20 protein-coding genes are annotated in these 21,992 nt (G+C 60.9%); 7 read left to right on the top strand and 13 right to left on the bottom strand.

Annotation, left to right across the window (positions count from 1 at the left end):
• Positions 1-3 precede the first annotated feature (3 nt).
• Positions 4-1,350 (bottom strand): glycerol-3-phosphate transporter, encoded by a 1,347-nt coding sequence (glpT, locus tag ABLU73_RS05475; RefSeq protein ID WP_004201695.1) that lies wholly within the window; start codon positions 1,348-1,350, stop codon positions 4-6.
• A 272-nt stretch (positions 1,351-1,622) separates the two neighbouring features.
• On the opposite strand from glpT, the gene glpA reads away from it, so the two are divergent.
• Genes glpA through glpC form a run of 3 tightly spaced genes read left to right on the top strand, consistent with a single transcriptional unit; the run spans position 1,623 to position 5,669 of the window.
• Positions 1,623-3,245 (top strand): anaerobic glycerol-3-phosphate dehydrogenase subunit A, encoded by a 1,623-nt coding sequence (gene glpA, locus ABLU73_RS05480; RefSeq protein ID WP_040181368.1) that lies wholly within the window; start codon positions 1,623-1,625, stop codon positions 3,243-3,245.
• A complete protein-coding gene (glpB, locus tag ABLU73_RS05485) occupies positions 3,235-4,494 on the top strand; it encodes a glycerol-3-phosphate dehydrogenase subunit GlpB (protein ID WP_264924432.1) in 1,260 nt (419 codons plus the stop codon). Before glpA ends, glpB begins: the two co-directional genes overlap by 11 nt.
• Positions 4,491-5,669, top strand: a complete 1,179-nt coding sequence (glpC, locus tag ABLU73_RS05490) for an anaerobic glycerol-3-phosphate dehydrogenase subunit GlpC (protein WP_049092581.1) — start codon at positions 4,491-4,493, stop codon at positions 5,667-5,669. The genes glpB and glpC overlap by 4 nt, the downstream gene beginning before the upstream one ends.
• 21 nt (positions 5,670-5,690) lie before the next feature.
• Here the strand turns inward: glpC and yfaU are convergent, their stop codons facing one another.
• The 7 genes from yfaU to ABLU73_RS05525 form a co-directional block, all read right to left on the bottom strand.
• Positions 5,691-6,494, bottom strand: coding sequence for a 2-keto-3-deoxy-L-rhamnonate aldolase (yfaU, locus tag ABLU73_RS05495; RefSeq protein ID WP_004201703.1), 804 nt, complete (start codon positions 6,492-6,494; stop codon positions 5,691-5,693).
• 14 nt (positions 6,495-6,508) lie between these two features.
• A complete protein-coding gene (locus tag ABLU73_RS05500; RefSeq protein ID WP_004201705.1) occupies positions 6,509-7,798 on the bottom strand; it encodes an MFS transporter in 1,290 nt (429 codons plus the stop codon).
• A gap of 41 nt (positions 7,799-7,839) precedes the next feature.
• Positions 7,840-9,045, bottom strand: a complete 1,206-nt coding sequence (rhmD, locus tag ABLU73_RS05505; protein ID WP_048325204.1) for an L-rhamnonate dehydratase — start codon at positions 9,043-9,045, stop codon at positions 7,840-7,842.
• Between the two features lie 10 nt (positions 9,046-9,055).
• The gene (locus ABLU73_RS05510; protein ID WP_048325206.1) at positions 9,056-9,841 is read right to left on the bottom strand and encodes an IclR family transcriptional regulator; all 786 of its coding nucleotides are present in this window, start codon (positions 9,839-9,841) and stop codon (positions 9,056-9,058) included.
• A 203-nt stretch (positions 9,842-10,044) separates the two neighbouring features.
• Entirely contained in the window at positions 10,045-11,241 is a 1,197-nt protein-coding gene (locus tag ABLU73_RS05515) for a nicotinamide mononucleotide deamidase-related protein YfaY (protein WP_049004647.1), read from the bottom strand.
• Positions 11,242-11,343: 102 nt separating this feature from the next.
• On the bottom strand, positions 11,344-11,886 hold the full coding sequence (locus ABLU73_RS05520; protein WP_004201712.1) for a YfaZ family outer membrane protein: 543 nt from the start codon (positions 11,884-11,886) through the stop codon (positions 11,344-11,346).
• A gap of 283 nt (positions 11,887-12,169) precedes the next feature.
• Positions 12,170-13,099 carry an Rpn family recombination-promoting nuclease/putative transposase gene (locus ABLU73_RS05525; RefSeq protein WP_032453563.1) on the bottom strand — a complete coding sequence of 310 codons (930 nt, stop codon included), beginning with the start codon at positions 13,097-13,099 and terminating at the stop codon, positions 12,170-12,172.
• 138 nt (positions 13,100-13,237) lie between these two features.
• Between ABLU73_RS05525 and nudI the strand changes: the two genes are divergently transcribed.
• Positions 13,238-13,663, top strand: coding sequence for a nucleoside triphosphatase NudI (gene nudI / locus ABLU73_RS05530; protein WP_017899287.1), 426 nt, complete (start codon positions 13,238-13,240; stop codon positions 13,661-13,663).
• Here nudI and ABLU73_RS05535 read toward each other — a convergent pair.
• Complete coding sequence (locus ABLU73_RS05535) at positions 13,655-15,061, bottom strand: HAMP domain-containing histidine kinase (RefSeq protein ID WP_004201716.1); 1,407 nt, start codon at positions 15,059-15,061, stop codon at positions 13,655-13,657. The genes nudI and ABLU73_RS05535 overlap by 9 nt on opposite strands.
• Positions 15,048-15,725 (bottom strand): transcriptional regulator TctD, encoded by a 678-nt coding sequence (gene tctD / locus ABLU73_RS05540; RefSeq protein ID WP_060656154.1) that lies wholly within the window; start codon positions 15,723-15,725, stop codon positions 15,048-15,050. The genes ABLU73_RS05535 and tctD overlap by 14 nt, the downstream gene beginning before the upstream one ends.
• A gap of 133 nt (positions 15,726-15,858) precedes the next feature.
• Between tctD and ABLU73_RS05545 the strand changes: the two genes are divergently transcribed.
• Genes ABLU73_RS05545 through ABLU73_RS05555 form a run of 3 tightly spaced genes read left to right on the top strand, consistent with a single transcriptional unit; the run spans position 15,859 to position 18,815 of the window.
• Positions 15,859-16,839 (top strand): tripartite tricarboxylate transporter substrate binding protein, encoded by a 981-nt coding sequence (locus ABLU73_RS05545; RefSeq protein ID WP_264924422.1) that lies wholly within the window; start codon positions 15,859-15,861, stop codon positions 16,837-16,839.
• A gap of 15 nt (positions 16,840-16,854) precedes the next feature.
• Positions 16,855-17,286 (top strand): tripartite tricarboxylate transporter TctB family protein, encoded by a 432-nt coding sequence (locus tag ABLU73_RS05550; RefSeq protein WP_004201725.1) that lies wholly within the window; start codon positions 16,855-16,857, stop codon positions 17,284-17,286.
• Between the two features lie 11 nt (positions 17,287-17,297).
• Positions 17,298-18,815 carry a tripartite tricarboxylate transporter permease gene (locus ABLU73_RS05555; protein ID WP_004201726.1) on the top strand — a complete coding sequence of 506 codons (1,518 nt, stop codon included), beginning with the start codon at positions 17,298-17,300 and terminating at the stop codon, positions 18,813-18,815.
• On the opposite strand, the gene menE is transcribed toward ABLU73_RS05555, so the two are convergent.
• From menE to menB, 3 genes are read right to left on the bottom strand one after another with little or no spacing between them, the layout of a single operon-like run.
• Positions 18,812-20,173: an o-succinylbenzoate--CoA ligase gene (gene menE, locus ABLU73_RS05560; protein ID WP_264924416.1), complete on the bottom strand. Its 1,362-nt coding sequence runs from the start codon at positions 20,171-20,173 to the stop codon at positions 18,812-18,814. The genes ABLU73_RS05555 and menE overlap by 4 nt on opposite strands.
• The gene (menC, locus tag ABLU73_RS05565) at positions 20,170-21,135 is read right to left on the bottom strand and encodes an o-succinylbenzoate synthase (protein ID WP_264924413.1); all 966 of its coding nucleotides are present in this window, start codon (positions 21,133-21,135) and stop codon (positions 20,170-20,172) included. The genes menE and menC overlap by 4 nt, the downstream gene beginning before the upstream one ends.
• Positions 21,135-21,992, bottom strand: coding sequence for a 1,4-dihydroxy-2-naphthoyl-CoA synthase (gene menB, locus ABLU73_RS05570; protein WP_004201730.1), 858 nt, complete (start codon positions 21,990-21,992; stop codon positions 21,135-21,137). Before menB ends, menC begins: the two co-directional genes overlap by 1 nt.

The following is a 21,992-nucleotide window of genomic DNA, read 5'->3' on the forward strand; positions in this document are numbered from 1 at the left end:
TCCTTAGGCTTGTTTCAGCTGTTGATGATGACGGCGTTCACCGAGCATCACGATAACCAGCAGGACGACCGCCAGCACACTGCCGCCGATCATTACCATAAAGCCGCCGTCCCAGCCGAAGAAATCGACGGTGTAGCCGACGATGGCGCTCGCGGCCACGGAGCCGCCGAGATAACCGAACAGACCGGTGAAGCCTGCCGCGGTGCCGGCAGCTTTCTTCGGCGCCAGCTCCAGCGCATGCAGACCAATCAGCATCACCGGGCCGTAGATCAGGAAGCCGATAATAATCATACAGGCCATATCCACGCCCGGGTTACCCGCCGGGTTCAGCCAGTACACGATGGTAGCGATGGTCACCAGGGTCATAAAGAACACGCCGGTGGCGCCGCGGTTGCCTTTAAACACCTTATCCGACATCCAGCCGCACAGCAGGGTGCCCGGGATCCCGGCGTACTCGTACAGGAAGTAGGCCCAGGAGGATTTATCCAGCGCGAAGTGCTTCACCTCTTTCAGGTAGGTCGGCGACCAGTCGAGAATGCCGTAGCGCAGCAGATAAACGAAGACGTTGGCGACCGCGATGTACCACAGCAGCTTGTTCGGCAGAATGTACTGCATAAAGATCTGCTTCGCCGTCAGCTCTTGTTCATGCTCTTCGCTGTAATCGTCCGGGTAGTCATTTTTATATTCTTCGATTGGCGGCAGGCCGCAGGATTGCGGAGTATCGCGCATCATCGCAAAGGCGAAAATCGCCAGCAGGATAGCGGCGAACGCCGGCATATAGAGCGCCGCGTGCCAGTCGTTAAACCAGGCCATACCCAACAGGAACAACAGCGGCGGGATCCCGCCGCCGACGTTATGCGCGCAGTTCCACACTGAAACAATTCCGCCACGCTCTTTCTGCGACCACCAGTGGACCATGGTACGGCCGCACGGCGGCCAGCCCATCCCCTGGAACCAGCCGCAGAGGAACAGCAGCACGAACATGATCATGATGCTCGAGGTGGCCCACGGTACGAAGCCCATCACCAGCATCACCAGCGCGGCGAGGATCAGCCCCGCCGGCAGGAAAATGCGTGGATTCGAACGGTCAGAGACCGATCCCATGATGAATTTCGAAAATCCGTAGGCAATGGAGATGCCGGAAAGGGCGAAACCGAGGTCGCCGCGGGAGAAACCCTGCTCGATAAGATAGGGCATCGCCAGGGCAAAGTTCTTACGAACCAGATAGTAAGCGGCATAACCAAAGAAGATGCCGATAAAAATCTGCCAGCGTAACCGACGATAGAGCGGGTCGATCTCCGCGGCTGGCAAACGCGCTTTATGCGCGGCGGGTTTAAAAATACTTAACATATCAGCCTCCGTGGCCCTTGCTGTTTTTTACTGACGTCACGACAACAATCCCAGATTAATCACTAACTTCGAATCTGGCCGCGATGGTAGGCAATACGTAGAGCTGATACTGTGAAACATCGCACAATTTGTTACAGAAATATGACAAAAGGTTCCAATGTGAGCACGAAATCACATAACACGCTCAAATAACGCGCGAATGTGCTCGAAATCAAACAATAACCTTATAGACTGTGGCTAAATGGTGTTAAACGAAAGCAAAGGAGCTGAAGATGACGGGACGTCTGGATAGCGAGGTCATAATCATCGGCGGCGGAGCAACCGGCGCCGGTATCGCCCGCGATTGCGCCCGGCGCGGATTACGCACACTGCTCATTGAGCGTCATGATATCGCCACCGGGGCCACCGGCCGTAATCATGGGCTGTTGCACAGCGGCGCCCGCTATGCGGTGACTGACAACGAATCCGCCCGCGAATGCATCAGTGAGAACCGCATCCTGCGCCGCATCGCCCGTCACTGTATCGAACCTGCCGGCGGTCTGTTCATAACCCTGCCTGAAGACGATCTGGCATATCAGCAGACCTTTATCGCCGCCTGCCAGCAGGCTGGCATAGAGGCCACGCCGCTCTCTGCGCAGGAGGCGCTGCGCCGCGAGCCCGCCGTCAACCCGGCGCTGCTGGGGGCGGTGCAGGTTCCGGACGGCACCATTGACCCGTTTCGCCTCACCGCGGCCAATATGCTCGACGCCCGCGAACACGGCGCGCAGATCCTCACCGGCTGCGAAGTCACTGGCCTGCTGCGCCAGGGCGATCGCGTCTGCGGCGTCCAGGTATACGACAGTCAGCTTCACCAGGCCCGCACGCTGTACGCCGGGGTAGTGGTTAATGCCGCCGGGATCTGGGGGCAGCGCATTGCGGAATATGCCGACCTGCGCATCACCATGTTCCCGGCGAAGGGATCGCTGTTGATCCTCGACCACCGGATTAACAACCTGGTGATCAACCGCTGCCGTAAGCCGGCCGATGCCGATATTCTGGTGCCTGGGGATACCATCTCGCTGATTGGCACCACCTCGATGCATATTCCTTATGATGAAATTGACGACAACCGGGTCACGACCGCGGAAGTCGATACCCTGCTGCGCGAAGGCGAAAAGCTGGCGCCGGTCATGGGCCACACCCGGATCCTCCGCGCCTACTCCGGCGTCCGCCCGCTGGTGGCCAGCGACAACGATCCCAGCGGACGCAGCGTCAGCCGCGGCATCGTCCTGCTCGACCATGCTCAGCGTGACGGCATGGAAGGCTTCATTACCATCACCGGCGGCAAGCTGATGACCTATCGCCTGATGGCCGAGTGGGCCACCGACGCCGTCTGTCGTAAGCTGGGCAACACCACCCCCTGTACCACGGCCGAGAGCCCGCTGCCCGGCTCACAGGAGCCGACGGAAAGCACCCTGCGAAAAATTATCTCCCTGCCTGGCCCGCTGCGCGGCTCTGCCGTCTACCGCCATGGCGATCGCACTCCGGCCTGGCTTGGCGACAGCCGCCAGCACCGTAGCCTGGTCTGCGAATGCGAAGCCGTCACCGCTGGTGAAGTGAAATACGCGGTGGAAAATCTGGCGGTTAACACCCTGCTCGACCTGCGCCGCCGTACCCGGATTGGCATGGGGACCTGCCAGGGGGAACTCTGCGCCTGCCGCGCCGCCGGGCTGCTGCAGCGCTTTAACGTCACCACCCCCGCGCAGTCGTTGGCCCAGCTGTCGGCGTTTCTCAATGAACGCTGGAAGGGCGTGCAGCCCATCGCCTGGGGCGACGCGCTGCGCGAAAGCGAATTCACCCGCTGGGTCTACCTCGGCCTGTGCGGACTGCCACAGGAGCATCAGGATGAAATTTGACTGCGCGATTATCGGCGGCGGACTGGCCGGTCTGCTGTGCGGCCTGACGCTGAATCAGTCCGGCCTGCGCAGCGTTATCATCAGCCGCGGGCAAAGCGCGCTGCATTTTTCCTCCGCGTCGTTAGATCTGCTCTCGGCGCTGCCGAACGGCGATAACGTCACTGACCTCGCGCAAGGTCTGCAGCAGCTCGCTGAACTGCTTCCTGAGCACCCTTATTCCCGGCTCGGTGCCGGGGCGGTGCTCGAATACGCTAAACAGACTGAAGCCCTGCTGACCACCTGCGGGGCGGAGATGCAGGGCGACGCGCACCACCCGCACCGGCGAGTAACGCCGCTGGGGACGCTGCGCGCGGCGTGGCTATCGCCGCAGGAGGTTCCTGTCGCGCCACTCCCCCGACAAGGGGTCTGCCTGGTGGGGATCAGCGGCTTTGCCGATTTTCAGCCGCACCTCGCCGCCGCCGCGCTCGGGCAAACCGGCGTTACCGCCGTGGCGGCGGAAATCGAGTTACCGCTGCTGGATGTGTTGCGTGACAACCCCACCGAATTTCGCGCCGCCAATATCGCCCGCCTCCTCGACGATGAAAACCACTGGCCTGCCCTGCACGCGGCGCTGCTGCCCCTGGCGCAGCAGCATGAGCTGCTGATCATGCCCGCCTGCTTTGGTCTCGCCGACGATCGCCTGTACCACTGGCTGCAGGCGCGCCTGCCCTGCCCGCTGCGTCTGCTGCCGACGCTGCCGCCTTCGGTTCCCGGGATGCGCCTGCACAGTCTGCTGCAGCGGCAGTTTATTCGCGGCGGCGGCACCTGGCTTGCCGGCGATGAAGTGGTGAACATCAGCCATCGACAGGGCGCCGTCGAGGCCGTCTGGACGCGAAATCACGGCGATATTGCGCTGCGTCCGCGTTTTACCGTGCTGGCCAGCGGCAGCTTTTTCAGTAACGGTCTTGTCGCCACGCGGGAGAGCGTGCGCGAACCCATTCTTGGTCTCGATCTGCAACAGACCCTGCCGCGCGACGACTGGTACCAGCGGGACTTCTTTGCCTCCCAGCCGTGGCAGCGCTTCGGGGTGAAAACCGATGCACTGCTGCGTCCCCTGCTGAGCGGGCAGCCGTTCAGCAATCTGTTCGCCATCGGTTCGCTGCTCGGCGGGTTCGATGCCATTCAGCTCGGCTGCGGCGGCGGGGTCTGTGCCGTCACCGCGCTGCACGCCGCCAGACAGATCCACGCCCTTGCCGGAGGCCGGCCATGAACGATACCCATTTTGAAAGCTGCATTAAGTGCACGGTCTGTACCACCACCTGTCCGGTAAGCCGGGTCAATCCGCGTTATCCCGGGCCGAAACAGGCGGGGCCGGATGGCGAACGCCTCCGCCTGAAGGATGGCGCGCTGTACGATGAGGCGCTCAAGTACTGCATCAACTGCAAGCGCTGTGAGGTGGCCTGCCCGTCGGATGTGAAAATTGGCGATATCATTCAACGCGCCCGGGCACAGTACGGCCAGCAAAAGCCGACCCTGCGCGACGCCATCCTCAGCCATACCGACCTGATGGGCACCCTTTCCACCCCCTTTGCCCCACTGGTTAATGCCACCACCGGCTTAAAACCGGTACGCCGCCTGCTCGACGCAGCGCTCCATATCGATCATCGCCGCACGCTGCCGAAATATGGCTTCGGTACCTTCCGCCGCGCTTACCGCCAGCTCGCGGCCCACCAGACGCAGTACCCTGAGCAGGTGGCCTTCTTTCATGGTTGCTACGTCAACTATAACCACCCGCAGCTGGGCAAGGACCTGATTCGCGTCGTCAATGCGCTGGGCACCGGCGTGCAGTTGTTATCAAGGGAAAAATGCTGCGGCGTGCCGCTGATCGCCAACGGCTTTTTTGACAAAGCGCGTAAGCAGGCGCTGAGCAACGTCGCCGCGATGCGGGAAAACGCGCTGCCGATCATTGCCACCTCTTCGACCTGCACCTTTACCCTGCGCGATGAATACCCTCACCTCCTGGATGTTGACAACAGCGATCTCCGCGACCGGGTGGAACTGGCCACTCGCTGGATCTGGAAACAACTGGATAGTGGCAAAACGCTGCCGCTGCGCCGGCTGCCGCTGAAGGTGGTCTATCACACGCCGTGCCATATGGAGAAAATGGGCTGGTCGCTGTATACCCTCGAACTGCTGCGGCTGATCCCCGGCCTGCAGCTGGAGGTGCTGGATTCGCAGTGCTGCGGCATCGCCGGCACCTACGGCTTTAAGACTGAGAATTACGCGGTATCCCAGGCTATCGGCGCCCCGCTGTTCCGTCAGATTGAGGAGAGCGGAGCCGACATCGTCGTCACCGACTGCGAGACCTGCAAATGGCAGATTGAGATGTCCACCAGCAAACGCTGCGAACATCCGCTGACGGTGCTGGCGCAGGCGCTCGTCTGAGTCCGGCGCCAGCCTGCGCCGTCAATAGCTCGCTTTCCCCTGCGGCTGAGCGCTGGCGGATTTAAACATCGCCAGCCGGCGGTCCAGCGCCTCGGTGTAGAGCATGGTATCGACCCCGACGGCGACGAAATTGGCCCCCCAGGCGAGACATTTTTCCGCCATCGCCGGGTCGACCGCCAGAAATCCGGCCGCTTTACCCGCCGCGCGAATGCGCCGGATGCTCTGCTCAATCACCCGCTGCACGTCAGGATGGCCGGCATCGTCCGGGTGCCCCAGCGAAGCGGAGAGATCCGCCGGACCGATAAACACCCCGTCAATGCCCTCCACCTCGAGGATAGCGTCCAGATTTTCCAGCGCGGTTCGGCTCTCTACCTGAATCAGCAGACAGAGCTCGTCATTCGCCTCCGCCATATAATTCTCCACTCTGCCCCAGCGCGCCGCCCGGGCCACGCCGGCGCCCACGCCGCGGCTACCGACGGGAGGATAACGGGTTGCCGAGACGACTTCCCGCGCCTGCTCGGCGGTATCGACCATCGGCACCAGCAACGTTCTGGCGCCAATATCCAGCACCTGTTTTATCAGGCTGCGGCTGCCCTCCACCGGTCGGATCACCGGCTGACTGGCATAGGGAGCGATGGCCTGGAGCTGATGATAAAGGTCCTGAATGGTGTTCGGGGCATGCTCGCCGTCGATCAGCAGCCAGTCATATCCTGAGGTGGCGGCAATCTCCGCCATATAGGAGGAGGTCGAGCTCAGCCACAGGCCAATTTGCGTCTCACCGCGTAATAATCCACGTTTGAAGGGGTTAGATAATAGTGCGTTCATAGCGATTCCTTCAATCAATGCTGTACGCTGCCGCGCTGAGGAACCGCGCGGGTGAGGCTTAATGAGAAGATGATGATCACCCCGACGATGGCCACGCCGGCCAGGGTTAACAGTCCGGCGGCGCTGCTGGCGAACAGCGTTTCGGCCTGCACACGCACGATCGGCGCCAGAAAGCCGCCGATGGCGCCAAACAGGTTAACGAAGCCAATCCCGGCGGCCAGCGCCGTGCCGGAGAGCAGCTGCGTCGGCATCGTCCAGAAGACCGGCTGCACGGCAATCACCCCAACCGCCGCCACGCACAGCGCGATGATAGCCAGCACCGGCGCCACCAGCCCGGAAACCGCAATCCCGACCGCTGCCGCCAGCAGCGTCAGCGCGGCAATATTGCGCCGCTCGCCGGTGCGATCGGAGTAGCGAGGGATAAGCCAGGTGCCGAACAGCGCCGCCACCCATGGGATAGCCGTCACCACCGACGCAATGAAGCCGACTTTGGTGCCCAACAGCGCGGCGACCTGAGTAGGCAGGAAGAAAATCAGGCCATAGACCGCCACCTGAATGGTCATGTAAATCAGCGCCAGCTGCCAGACCCGCCCGTTACGCAGCGCATCGGACAGGCGCGAGGTGACCTTTTTCTCCTCCTCTCGCGCCAGCTCGCCGATCAGCGCCTGTTTCTCCGCAGCGCTCAGGAAGCGGGCATGCTGCGGCGAATCGTCCAGCCAGAAGAAGGTGAACGCTCCCGCGGCGACAGCAAGCAGGCCTTCAATCACAAACATCCAGAACCAGCCGGGATGGCCCATAAACCCATGCATCTCCAGCAGTGCGCCGGATAAAGGCGAACCGAGCGTCAGCGCCAGCGGCGCCCCCATATAAAAAAGCCCCATAATGCTGGCGCGGTTTTGCTGGGGAAACCACTGTGAAGTGAGGTAGATCATGCCGGGGAAGAAGCCCGCCTCCGCCGCGCCCAGCAGGGTGCGTACCAGCAGGAATTTCGCTTCCGTATCCGCCCACGCCATCGCCGCCGACAGCACGCCCCACAGCAGCGTGGTGCAGCCGATCCATTTTCTGGCGCCGAATTTGCGCATCAGCAGGTTGGCCGGTACCCCGAGAAAGGCATAGACCACAAAGAAAATCCCCGCCCCCAGCGCATAGGCTTCGTTGCTGAGGCCCGTATCCAGCTGGTAGGTCTCTTTGGCGAAACCGATATTCGAACGGTCAAGAAACGCCAGCACGTACAGCGCCAGCATAAAGGGGATTAAGCGGGCGCGGTTTTTCTTCACCACGCTCTCCAGCAGAGTGTTGCTCATCATAATATCCTCAGGCGTGGGCCGCCGGGCGGCCCGGGGGATCAGTGTTGATAAGGACGTTTCAGGTTGCAGTCGCGATTGAGTTCGACGCCAAAACCGGGTTTATCCAGTACCGATTTATGAATGCGCCCCCTCTCAGGCACCGGCTCGCCGAGCAGGATCGGGTCGAACTGCGGACGCAGCGTGGCGCAGTCCGGACTGGTCATCAGAAACTCGCTGAACGGCGTGTTGGTGAAGGTGATCACCGCATGATGTGAGTACACCGACGAGCCGTGCGGCACCACCAGCTGCCCGCGCGCTTTAGCAATAGCCGCTATCTCCACCAGCGTGGTTAAGCCGCCGCACCAGCCGACGTCGGGCTGCATAATATCAATCCCGGTCTCCGACAGGGTGCGGAAGGACTGCAGGGTGCCGTGGTGCTCGCCGCTGGTCACCATCATCCCGGCCGGCGCCTGGCGCTTCAGCTCGCGATAGCCTTCATACTGCTGCGGCGGCAGGCACTCTTCGATCCACTTGAGGTTGTAAGGGACGCAGGCATGGGCAAGTTTGGTGGCATAGTTAACGTCCTGGCTCATCCAGCAGTCCAGCATTAACCAGAAATCCGGGCCGCATTTTTCGCGCATGTCCGCCACCATGGCGACGTCTTTGCGGATCCCGGCGTCGCCATCGTGCGGCCCCCAGTGGGTGGGCATTTTGCCGCCGATAAAGCCCATCTCCTGCGCCAGATCCGGACGAGCGCCGGTAGCATAGAACTGGATTTCGTCACGCACCGCTCCGCCCAGCAGTTTGTAGACCGGCAGGCCAACCACTTTCCCGAACAGATCCCACAGCGCGAGGTCGACACAGGAGATAGTGTTCATCACCAGACCGCCGGATCCCGCGTAGTAAAGGGTAGCGTTGAGCATCTGGTCATGGATCAGTTTGATATCGCTGACGCATTTGCCTTCGATAAAGCGGTTGAGATGTTTCTCCACGATAAAGCAGCCCATCTCTCCGGCCGTCGACACGGCAAAGCCGGTCTGCCCGTTGTCAGCCTCCACTTCCACAATCAGCGTGCCCAGCACGTTGATGCCAAACGACTGGCGGGACTGCTCATACTGTTTATATTTGCTCATCGGGGTAGCGATATGATCGTCAATCCAGTGGTTAGCCCCCTGATCGTGGTAATCGCCGCCGCCGGCGCCCTGCTCTGCCGTGGCGCCGCCGGTAAACCAGGCACGGACGTGTTTAATTTTCGGTAGGGTCATGTTGTTCTCCTTATGATGAGGCGAGTTGTTCGAAGGGGCTTTTCCACCCCAGCAGTCGTGAAATATCTTTCGCGCAGGCAATCGCCTTACCGGCCAGATAATCGCGATTGTCTTCATTGATTTGCAGACGGGTGCCCACCACCGAGATGGCGGCGGTCAGGTCGTTATTGGCGTTAAAAACCGGGGCGGCCACGCAGCGCACATCCGGGTAGTCCTCGCCATTATCAAAGCTCCAGCCCCGGGCGCGGATCCGCCGCAGCTCCTCCCGCAGCTGTTGAGCATTGCTGATGGTCGTTGGCGTAGCCCGCTCCCACTGCAGTTCATCGATAATGGATGCCTGAACCCCGGCGGGCTGCCAGGCCAGCAAACATTTGCCGATCCCGGAGCGGTAAAGCGACAGGCTCTTTCCTTCGTGCGAACGCACGCTAATGGTGGCGGGTGATTCAATTTTCAGAATGTAGTAGGCGTTACCGTGATCGATAATGCCCAGATGGCAGAGCAGGCCGCACTCATCCATCAGCCGGGTCAGGCGTGGCCGCGCCAGCTCGCGCAGGTCCATTTTGCTTAGCGCCTGCCCGGCCAGCTCCACCAGTTTGGTCCACAGGCAGTAGTTATCCTGATTATCCATACTGATGAAGCGCTGCTTTTTCAGCTCGCCCAGCAGCAGATAAACCGTGCTTTTCGGGATCCCCAGCTCCGCTATTATCGTCGCCGCGCTGCAGGGTCCGATGCGGCCAATTAAATTGAGGATCTCAATCGCGCGGGTCAGCGCCGGGACTTTCGTTGATTCCAACATACTGGACTCCAATCCTGAATACTGGAATCAGTGTTGCGGTTGTCCGGGCGGTAAAGTGTGAGCGACATCGCGGGGCAATCGCTTTCCCGTATGCTGGACCGTTCGCAGCGGAAAATTGCGACTTAACGCACAGAATTTTTTCAGGAGAGTACAACAGGCTGGACAACCGGCGCCAGGGAGAAGCCCGTGCGCCGGGAAACGACTTACAGCGAGAGGGAATCCACCACGTTAATCCAGCCATGTTCGCTGGCCAGCGGTTGGCCATTCAGCCAGCGACGCAGCAGGTTTAATGCCATCATGGCGCAGACTTCCTGGCGTACCGCCAGGCTGTGGCGGGTGACGCTGAACTTCACCCGCAGCGCGAAGGTGCCGTCCGGGGTGGCCAGGGCCACGTTAAGATGATCGTTCTCCTGGCCGCTCACCGCCAGGGCCAGGCCGGCAAAATGGTTTATGCGCCGCTCGGCCGCCCAGCGGGCCGCCTGCGCCAGCGTCTCCTCCTGCGCCGGGACCACTTCGCTGGCCAGCAGCGGCGCGCCGGCGCGGGACAGCTGGAGCGCCAGCAGACCGCCGGTAAACTGCTCGCTGAGCGTCAGGCTCAGCTGCCGCTCCTGCAGGGAGCGTGCAATCTGCGCCGGTAACCCTTCAGTGCCTTCGAAAATCAGGCTGTCGCCAGCCACTTTACGCACTTCCGGCCACAGAGCCAGCATGGCGTCACGCTGCTCAGCCGGTCCGGTCAGCTTCAGCTCAATGATCGGCATCGACGAGCGGTAGCCCATCACGACGCCAGGCGGTAACGTCAGCGGATTGAGGTTTTGCGCCAGCTCGCTTTCCGAGCGGCCAAAAGTGGTCAGCCGCAGGCATACCGGCGGTTCCGGCAGCGTAAAGCGCTGGCGCAGGCGCGGTAAAATCTCCTGCTCGACCATCACTTTGAATTCAGAGGGAACGCCGGGGGTGAAAAACATCAGGCAGCGATTGAGCTGGATGGCAAAGCCGCAGGCCGTGCCCACCGGGTTATTGATCATCTCGGCGCTGGCGGGGATTTCCGCCTGCTTACGGTTGCTTTCCGCCATCGGCCGCCCGCGTTCAGCAAAGAAGCGGGTCATGGTATCCAGCCACTCCGGATGCAAAATAAGCCCTTCGCCTTTCGCGGTGGCCGCGGCCAGCGCGCTCAGGTCGTCGCTGGTGGGGCCGAGGCCGCCATTGACGATCAGCACATCCGCCTGTTCGCTGCGTTCGCGCAGAATCGCCACCAGCGCATCGAGATCGTCGCCGACGGTATGACGGCGCGTTAACGGTAAACCCTGATTAAAAAAGAAATCCGCCAGCCATGCTGCATTGGTGTCAACGATTTGACCATGCAACACTTCATCGCCAGTGGACAGCATTTCCACATTCAACATTGCTCACTCCTTGCCTGCCAGGTGGCAAATACTATAACGCAAAGCGGGATGCTGACGAGGAGGAAAATCTGGCGCGGCAAGAAGAGACCGCGCCGGAGGAGATTAGAAGCTGGCGCTGGCGCCGATGTACGGGCCGTCGGCGATGGTGTTATCGCGGTTGCCATCTTTACCCGCCAGGTTCAGATAGCGATAGCCCGCCTGGATGCTGAGCGGACGCATAATGGTCCAGCTGGCGCCGACGTTGGCTTCCTGATAGCTGTCAATGCCGCTGGAGAGGGAATCCGGAGAGTAGTAGTAGTCGCCATACAGACGGAAGCTGTCGCCGATTTTCCACTGCAGGCCGCCGCCGACCGCGGCCGCATAGCCTTCATCACCCTGCTTCGGGTTGGTGTATACCCCTTTACCGCCCACGGTCGCGAGGAACGGCCCCAGCGGAATATTCAGACCCAGGCCTAAACCCGCGGCGTCGCCGTCGTTATCGCTGTGCAACCAGTTACCCGAAACAGCCAGACCGGTGGACTCGGTGCCGAAGCCGACCCCAAGGTTGGTGTAATGCTCGCCTGCTTCGCCGGTAACGCTGATCGCATGGGCCGCCGAAGAAACCAGCATGACGCCAGCCAGCGCCATAAAAATGCTTTTTTTCATTATTTACTCTATCCAGAAAATTAAAATCAAAGAAGTCCCGAAAAAACCCGAAAATTCTACTGCGCACTCGTCAGGAATCAATGACCTGGCGAAATGATTTTTCACAAGAGTGTAACCAGTTGCGTCTTTTTACAGCAATACCGCCGCGCATTTGCGAAAGAAAGTAAATTTCATCGCATTCAAATTCAGTGGAATTATATTTAATTAGGTTGTATTGATTAAATAAATCTATATTTACCTGCGCAATCGCCGTCGCGCAGGCTGTTTGAAGGAAGCAGAAAAATTAATGGGCGAGCAGGGCCAGGCGCTCCGGCGCAAGCCCCGTCAGCTTCGCCACCAGCGCCAGATCAAGCCCGTTTTCCAGCATCGCCTGGGCAATACGTTGCGCAGCCAATTGTTCTCCCTGTTCAAGACCTTGCTGCAGGCCCTGCTCAAGGCCCTGCTGATGGCCGCGTTGTTCCAGAAACTGGGCAATGTTCATTAGCGTCTCCTTATGCAGCCGCCTGGGGACATTTTGCGCAAGATTACGTAAAAAGGCGACCGGATCGGCGGCATTTCCTGCCTGCAATAAATAGTGAAGCAGCGTCCTGAGCTGTCTGCGGCTAGTGTATCCCAGCGCTAACAGGCTGGCTAGTTGCTCCTGCAGTTCCATCATATCGCGTTGCCGGATATGCTTTTGCAGCAACTCAAGCATCGCGACCCGTCGGTGCTGCATTATTGTATCGTCAGGAAGCACCGTGATATCGATTAAGTGAAAATCCTGATTGTATACTTGCCGCGCGGTTTGCGGATGAGCAAATCCTTCCAGCCAGCACATGGGATACGGCCAGGGCGAGACTTGCCCATGATAAAAAAGCAGCGGGATCACCAATGGCAGTTGCGTATGTCCTTTATCCAGATGGCGCTGCATCGCTGCTATCGCATAACGCATCAGGCGAAATGCCATATGACGGTCCGCAGAGCTTTGATGTTCGATAAGCAGATAGATATATCCGTCCCCCGCCTGGGTTTGCAGCGAGTAAAGAATATCGGAATGGCTGGCGCGCAGGTCTTCATCGATAAAACTTCCGGACTCCAACTGCAGCGTTTGCAGATTGCATAATTCTCGCAAATGTTCAGGAAGGTGAATGTCCAGAAAATCCCGCGCCGTCGCCCGATGCGACAGTAGGTGTTTAAACACGGCGTCATGTGGGGAATGGGTGGTCCTTTCCATGGTGGCTCTCCATACGATAATTTTCGCTTAACTTATCACTCTGTAAAGCCAGCGCCGTATTTCCCTTGCGGTTTGCCGAGGCGCCTCGCAAACTGTTTCCTCGATACCCAGCCCGACTTATTGCGAAGGAGAAAGATCATGCGTCAAAGGACGATTGTTTGCCCGCTAATCCAAAATGATGGCCATTACCTGTTGTGCAAGATGGCTGCCGACCGCGGCGTTTTTCCCGGACAATGGGCCTTATCCGGCGGCGGCGTGGAGCCGGGGGAACGTCTTGAAGAGGCGCTGCGCCGGGAAATCCGCGAAGAGCTCGGCGAAAAACTCATCCTTACCCATATTGCGCCGTGGAGCTTCCGAGATGATACCCGCGTTAAAACTTACCCCGATGGGCGCCAGGAAGCGATCTATATGATCTATCTGATCTTCGACTGCGTCAGCGCCAATCGTGACGTGACGATCAACGAGGAGTTTGACGATTACGCCTGGGTGAAAGCGGATGAGCTTAAAAACTACGATCTCAACGCCGCCACCCGCCTGACCCTGAGCATGAAGGGGCTACTCTGACGCCACGGTCGGCAGGCGCAGCGTCGCCTTCAGTCCGCCCAGGCTTTCGCTGCGCGAAAGCTGCAGGTGGCTACGATGCAGACGCGCGATATCGTTTACCAGCGCCAGCCCCAGCCCGGCACCGGGTATCGCGCCCGCGTTATCGAGGCGGCGAAACGGCATCAGCGCCTGGTGTACCTGCTGGTCGTCAATTCCCGGGCCGCTGTCTTCCACGCTGAGCAGCACGGCGTCGCCGTCGCGATGCAGGCTAAGCGTGACCGTACCATATTCCGGGGTATAGCGAATGGCATTGTCGAGCAGGTTAGCGCACAGTTCCCCCAGCAGAACGCTATCGCCTGCCACCTGTACCGCCGACTGCTCGCCCTCATAGCCAAGATCGATATGTTTGCTCCGCGCTTGCGCAATACGCGAAAAGCAGCTGTTGCGCACAATTTCCGGCAAGTTAATCACCGCAAACGCCTGCTCCCGCTGTTTTACCGTCGCCAGCTGCAGCAACCGCTCCGTTAACAAGACCGTATCGTCCAGCGTGGCGCGCATCGCCTGCAGGCTTTCGCGCCACAGTTGCGGATCGTCGCTGGCCAGCGCAACCGAAGCCTGCGTTTTCAGCACCGCCAGCGGCGTTTTCAGCTGATGGGACGCATCGGCGCTGAAGCGCTCCTGACGGGAGATCATCACCCGCAGGCGGTCGATATAGCGGTTGAACGCGACAATCAGCAGCCGCGTTTCTGACCAGGGCAGCAGCTCCGGCAGCGGCGTCAGCAGGCCGGGTTCACGGCGCACCATCAGCGCGGAGAGCTGGCGCATGGGCCGCAGCACGCGGCGCAGCAGCCAGGCTGCCAGCACCAGCGTCAACAGGACCAGTAACCCCTGCGACACCCAGGATGAAAAGAGTAACTGTCCAGCCAGCCAGCGGCGGGACTGCAGCGTTTCGGCAATATAGATCTCCGCCATGCCCACGATGCCCCCTTCGTTGATGGGCTGCAGCAGGCGCGCCACGCGAATTGCCTGACCGCGATATTCGGTATGATAAAACCATGCCAGCGCCGGATAGAGCTGAGTTCGCGAGGTGGAGGGCGGCATCGCGGGCAGATCGTCATAGCCGGAAATAACCTTCCCCTGCGGGTCAAGCACCTTGTAATAGAGGCGATCGTTCATGTTGAGCTCGAAGCTGTCCAGCACCACCCAGGGCACATTCACCTCCAGTTGCCCTCCGCGCACCACCAGCCGCTCGGCCACCGTCCGCGCCGACGACAGCAGGGTACGATCGTAGGCTTGCGTCGCCGCCTGCAGCGCGCTGACGTAGCTATTAAACGCGGAGAGTCCCCACAGCAGAACCAGCGGCAGGCCGAGAAACAGCAACAGTTGGGCATAGAGCGATTGCGGCTTACCCCATCTCATTGCACTCGCACTCAAGCAGATAGCCTAACCCGCGCAGGGTGGTTATACGCACATTGCTCGCCTGAAGTTTCTTGCGCAGGCGGTGAATATAGAGTTCGATGCTTTCCGGACTGACGTCGTCGCTGAGACTGAACACCTGTTCGAATAACTGCTGGCGCGAAACCGGGCGGGTGCGGCGAAACATCAGCACCTTCAATAACGCCAGCTCACGCGGCGTCAAAGACAGCATCTGGCCACGGAGTAAAAAATAGCCTTCGTCACAATACGCCAGCTCACCAAGCTGCTGCACCTCATGCACCTGCCCTTCGCTGCGCCGGAGCAGCGCCCGCAGGCGGGCGTCGAGCTCTTCCAGCTCAAAGGGCTTGGGTAAATAATCATCCGCGCCGGCATTTAAACCTTTCACCCGGTCCGCTACCGCGCTGCGGGCGGTCAGCAACAGCACCGGCAGAGTCTGCCCGCGCTTGCGCAGCCGCTGGACCACTTCAAGGCCATCGTACCCCGGCATACCGATATCCAGCACCGCCAGCGCATATTGCTCGCTTTGCAGCAGATGGTCGGCTGCACGCCCGTCAGCGACGCAATCCACGGCAAAACCGCCCTGCACCAGCGCTTTTTCCAGCCAGTGAGCCAGCTCACGGTTATCCTCGGCTAATAAGAGACGCATATCACATCCTGTAACGTTGCTGCCGCATTGAAAGGGAAATGAAAGGTAACTGTTTTAACAATCATGCAACCGAATCGCCATATGTCGGTTCACATAATCAAAAAAACCTGCCCTGTACCTGCTGAGGAAGCCTATGAAAACGCCATTTCTCCGTCATCTGAGCGCCATCGCGCTGTGCCTCTGTACCACATGCGCCTTCGCCGCGGAGGCCCCGTCCCGCACCGAATGTATCGCGCCTGCTAAACCCGGCGGCGGCTTTGACCTGACCTGTAAGCTGATTCAGGTGAGCCTGATGGAAACCGGCGCTATCGAGAAACCGATGCGCGTCACCTATATGCCCGGCGGCGTGGGCGCGGTAGCCTACAACGCCATTGTCGCCCAGCGCCCGGCAGAGCCGGGGACCGTCGTCGCCTTCTCCGGCGGCTCGCTGCTGAACCTGTCGCAGGGTAAATTCGGCCGTTACAGCGTCGATGACGTGCGCTGGCTGGCGAGCGTCGGCACCGACTACGGCATGATCGCCGTGCGCGCCGATTCGCCATGGAAAGATCTGAAGTCGTTTATGACCGCGATGGAGAAAAATCCCTCCAGTATCGTGATTGGCGCCGGGGCCTCCATCGGCAGCCAGGACTGGATGAAAGCGGCGCTGCTGGCGCAAAAAGCCAACGTCGACCCGCATAAAATGCGCTACGTCGCCTTTGAGGGCGGCGGCGAGCCGGTGACCGCGCTGCTCGGTAACCATGTGCAGGCAGTCTCCGGCGATCTCAGCGAGATGGTGCCCTATCTGCAGGGCAATAAAATCCGCGTGCTGGCGGTCTTCTCCAGTGAACGGCTGCCGGGGGCGCTCGCCGATGTCCCCACTGCAAAAGAGCAGGGCTACGACCTGGTCTGGCCGATTATTCGCGGCTTCTTTATGGGCCCGAAAGTCAGCGACGCCGAGTACCAGTGGTGGGTCGATGAATTCACTAAACTGCAGCAAACCGAAGCGTTCAAAAAGCAACGTGAACTGCGCGGCCTGTTTGAATTCAATATGAACGGCAAGGCGCTCGATACCTACGTTAAGCAGCAGGTCAGCGACTACCGCGAACAGGCGAAAGCCTTTGGCCTGGCAAAATAAACCGCGGAGGCGCTCATGAGCGATCGTATTTTTGCCGGAGTATGGCTGTTGTTATGTACTGGCGGTCTGTTTATCGCCTGGCAGATCCATAGCGAATACTCCTATGAACCCGTCGGCCCGCGCCCCTTCCCGCTCGGGATCATCGGCCTGATGCTGCTGTGCTCGGCGTTAATGCTGTTGCGTCGCCCGGACGCCGTCGAGTGGCCGGGACGGCATGTGCTGCAGCGTCTGCTGACCATGGTCGTGGTGCTGGTGGTGTACGCCTGGGGGTTTGAATGGCTCGGTTTTCCGTTGGCCACCGCGCTGCTGACGGCGATCATTGGTCTGCTGTTCGGCGCGACGCTGCCGGCGGCGGGCATTGCCGGCGTCGCGATGGGCGTGTCGTTATGGTACGCCTTCGACACCCTGCTCGATGTCACCTTGCCCCTCGGCATCTGGTTTAATTAACGGAGGCGTTTATGGATACCTGGATCTATCTCTCGCAGGGCTTCGCCGTCGCCATGACGCCGGAGAACCTGTTGATCGCCCTGATCGGCTGCTTTGTCGGGACTATCGTCGGCCTGCTGCCGGGGCTGGGGCCTATCAACGGCGTGGCGATCCTGCTGCCGCTGGCTTTCGCCCTGCATTTACCCGCGGAGTCGGCGCTGATCCTGCTGGCGACGGTCTATATCGGTTGCGAATACGGCGGGCGTATTTCATCGATTCTGCTGAACGTGCCCGGCGATGCCGCCGCCATTATGACCGCCCTCGACGGCTATCCGATGGCCCAGCAGGGTCGCGGCGGCGTTGCGCTGTCGATTTCCGCCGTCAGTTCCTTCTTTGGCTCACTGATCGCCATCGGCGGCATTATTTTGTTCGCGCCGCTGCTCGCCCAGTGGTCGCTGGCGTTCGGTCCCGCGGAATACTTCGCGCTGATGGTCTTCGCCATCGCCTGTCTTGGCAGCATGATGGCGCAGAACCCGCTGAAGTCGTTCCTCGCGGCGTTAATCGGCCTGGGGCTGGCGACGGTGGGCGTAGACGCTAATACCGGGGTTTACCGCTTCACCTTCGACAGCGTCCATCTCTCCGACGGCGTACAGTTTATTGTGGTAGTGATCGGCCTGTTCTCGGTTTCGGAGATCCTGCTGATGCTGGAGAGCACCAGCGGCGGACAAACCCTGGTGCGGAAAACCGGACGGATGCTGTTTAACACCAAAGAGGCCGCACAGTGCGTCGGCGCGACGCTGCGCTCCTCGGTGGTGGGTTTCTTCGTCGGTATTCTGCCCGGCGCCGGGGCGACCATCGCCAGCGCCATTACCTACATGACGGAGAAAAAACTCAGCGGTAACAGCGATAACTTCGGCAAGGGAGATATTCGCGGCGTGGCGGCGCCGGAAGCGGCCAATAACGCCTCCGCCTGCGGTTCCTTTATTCCCATGCTGACGCTCGGCGTGCCAGGGTCCGGCACCACCGCGGTGATGATGGGCGCGCTGACGCTGTATAACATTACGCCCGGCCCGGCGATGTTCACCGAACAGCCGGATATCGTCTGGGGGCTGATTGCCGCCCTGCTGATCGCCAACGTGATGCTGCTTATCATGAACATTCCGCTGATCGGCCTGTTCACCCGTATGCTGACCATTCCGCTGTGGTTTCTGGTCCCGGCCATCGCCGCGGTCTCCGCCGTCGGCGTTTACGCGGTACACAGCACCACTTTTGACCTGCTGCTGATGGTGGGGCTTGGCGTGCTTGGCTACATCATGCGCAAAATGCACTTCCCGATGTCGCCGCTGATCCTTGGCTTCGTGCTGGGGGAGATGCTGGAGCAGAACCTGCGTCGCGCGCTGTCCATCAGCAACGGCAACCTGGCGATCCTGTGGCAAAGCGGGGTAACCAAAACGCTGCTGGTGCTGGCCATCGCCGTGCTGGTGGTGCCGCCGCTGCTGCGTCTGCGGCGTAAACAGCGCCAGCGTCGCGCCGAAGCCAATATCGGCTAAGCCGGCGAATTGACCCATTCGCGCAGCGCCCGGCGCGAGATCTTAATCCCACCGTTCTTTAACGTTTCCGGCAGCCGCAGCCAACGCACCGGCTGCTGGAAACGCGCCAGCCGCTCCGCGCTCCATGCCGCCAGCACACTGATCTCGCAGCCATCATCGCATTCCACCACCGCGACCGGACGCTGGCCATATTCCGCATCGTCCAGCGGCACGACAAACGCCTGCTGTATCTGCGGGTGCGCCACGATGATCCGTTCCACCTCCTCAGGCTGGATCCCTTCCCCACCGCTGAAAAAGAGATTATCCAGGCGCCCGAGGAGATTGAGCCGACCATTGATGATCTCGCCGCGATCGCGGGTGGCAAACCACCCTTCGTCGTTGGTCAATGGCAACAATTGACCGTCGCGCCAGTAGCCCGCGGCCATACTCGCCGCCCGCAGCCAGACCTCGCCGGCAACGATTTTCATCTCCCGCCCCGGCAACGGCGCGCCCACATCCGCCGCGCCGTCGGCCTCTTTGGCGCAGACGGTGGAAGCGAACTCGGTCAGGCCATAGCCGCAATAGGTGCGTACCCCCTGCCCCCGCGCCCGCTCGGTCAACTCGACGGGGATCGCCGCGCCGCCAAGCAGCACCGCCTTGAGGGAGAGCGCAACACCGTCATTCAGCAGGCGCCACAGCTGTGTCGGTACCAGCGAAGCGTGGGTGCAGCCCTGCAGCATCTGCGCCAGCGGTTGTTTATCGCGCACCGTCAGCCGCGCGCCGGCCAGCAGCCAGCGCCACATAATCCCCTGGCCGGAGACATGAAACAGCGGCAGCGACAGCAGCCAGTCATCTTCTGCGGCAAACGGCATCAGCGCCAGCACGCCGGCGGCGCTGGCCAGATGGGCGCTGGCATCATGCACTGCCGCCTTCGGCAGACCGGTCGACCCCGAGGTCAGCGTCATTGAGGCGAAACGATCCCCGCGCCACGGCACAGCATGGGTTCCCGCTGCCGCCTGCAGGGTTAACGCCGGTAAATCCCCCGGCAGCGCATCGCCGTTAAGCACCAGCTGATGCTGGACGGTCAACGCTGGCAGCAGTTCCTGCAGCAACGCTGCGGGCAGCTGCGGATTCAGCGGCAGCACCCGCGCGCCGCACTGCAGCAGCGCCAGCCAGGCCAGCAGCGTCGAGGGCTGGTTAAAAGCCTGCAGCGCCACCCCGTGACCTGCCGTTACGCCCTGCGCGGCAAAGCCGGCCGCCAGCGCGTCAACGTGGGCGCACAGGTCGCGCCAGGTCAGCGGCTGGTCATTCAGGCGCAGCGCCTGCGCCTCTCCGCGCCGCTGGCGCCAGTGGCGCCAGGGCCAGTCGCAAAAGGTCACAACAGCGCCTCCAGCGTATCCATGTTGATCATCGGCAGGGTGCTTTCCGGCCACGGCCGTACCAGTTGGGCGCTCATCAGCGACAGGGTGTCCAGTCCGGGGATGGTCTGCGGCGTCAGCCAGGCGGCAACCCGCGCCAGCTGAGTTAACCCGAGGCTGGACTCGATCGACGAACTGATCACCGCGCTCAGCCCCAGCGCATGGGCCGCGGCGACCTGCTGCTGAACCTGTTGTAAACTGCCGGTTAGCGTCGGCTTGATCACCACCGCGCGCACGCCCGGCTCGGCGACGAAGCGAAAATCCGCCTCGCGCAGGCTTTCATCCCAGGCGATAGCGATCCCGGTTTCGCGGCTAAAGGCTCGTGAGTCCTCCGGCGTTTTACAAGGCTCCTCAATAAACGCAATGCGCTGGCGATACGCCGGATCGACATATTTCGCAAACTGCTGCGCTTTCAGCGGCGTCCAGGCCCGGTTGGCATCCAGACGCAGCTGCAGGTCGGGGATGGCTTCCAGCAGCAGATTAACCACCATGCCGTCGCGGACCGCCTCCCAGAGACCCACTTTCACCTTAGCGACTTTCTCGCCGGGCATCGCCGCCAGTCTGGCGAACAGCTCATCCGGATCGCCGGAGCAGAGCGGCGCTGCGCGATAATCCGCGGCCAGCGGCAGCTCGCCGCTGAGCTCCGCCTGCGCGCAGCTGATGCCAAACGCGACAGAGGGCAGCGCAGGAAGCGCCGGCTCCGCGCCGTCGCGCCAGGCCTGCGCCCACGCCAATAGCGCCGCCTGCGCCTCCTCCAGGGTCTCTGCGCTGAATCCCGGCAGGGGAGATATTTCCCCCCAGCCCTCCCGTTCACCCTCCCGCAGGTGGATGAACAGCCCGTCGCGGGTTTTTAACCGCCGTTCGCGCAGCACCACGCCCGCGTCCATCGGTATCTGCCAGCGGTAAACCTGCGATACGCGCATTAGGGATTCCGTTTAAATTTGCTGAAGTCCGGCTGACGTTTCTGGTTGAAGGCATTGCGGCCTTCCTGCCCCTCTTCCGTCATGTAGAACAGCATGGTGGCGTTGCCCGCCAGCTCCTGCAGACCGGCCTGGCCGTCGCAGTCGGCGTTCAGCGCCGCTTTCAGGCAGCGCAGCGCCATTGGACTGTTCTGCAGCATTTCCCGACACCAGCGGACCGTCTCTTTTTCCAGATCCGCCAGCGGCACCACGGTGTTCACCAGCCCCATATCCAGCGCCTGCTGCGCGTCATACTGACGGCAGAGGAACCAGATTTCCCGCGCTTTTTTCTGCCCGACGATGCGCGCCATATAGGAAGCGCCCCAGCCGCCGTCGAAGGAGCCGACTTTCGGCCCGGTCTGACCGAAGATGGCGTTTTCCGCCGCGATGGTCAGATCGCACATCATGTGCAGCACATGGCCGCCGCCGATAGAGTAGCCGGCCACCATCGCCACCACCGGTTTCGGGCAGGTGCGGATCTGGCGCTGAAAGTCGAGTACGTTGAGATGATGTACGCCGGAGTCATCCTGATAGCCGCCGTAATCGCCGCGAACTTTCTGATCGCCGCCCGCGCAAAAGGCTTTCTCACCTTCGCCGGTCAGGACAATCACCCCGATATTGTCGTCATAACGGGCATCCGCCAGCGCCTGGATCATTTCTTTGACGGTCAGCGGGCGGAAGGCGTTGCGCACCTGCGGGCGGTTGATAGTGATTTTGGCAATGCCGTCGGCCGATTTGTGGTAGCGAATATCGGTATAGCCTTCGGAACAATCGTGCCATTCAACAGGGGCATAGAGCATTGCTTCATCAAGAGAGATCAT

The sequence above is a fragment of the Klebsiella sp. GG_Kp175 genome (genome assembly GCF_040062325.1).
Classification (GTDB): Bacteria; Pseudomonadota; Gammaproteobacteria; order Enterobacterales; family Enterobacteriaceae; genus Klebsiella; species Klebsiella quasipneumoniae.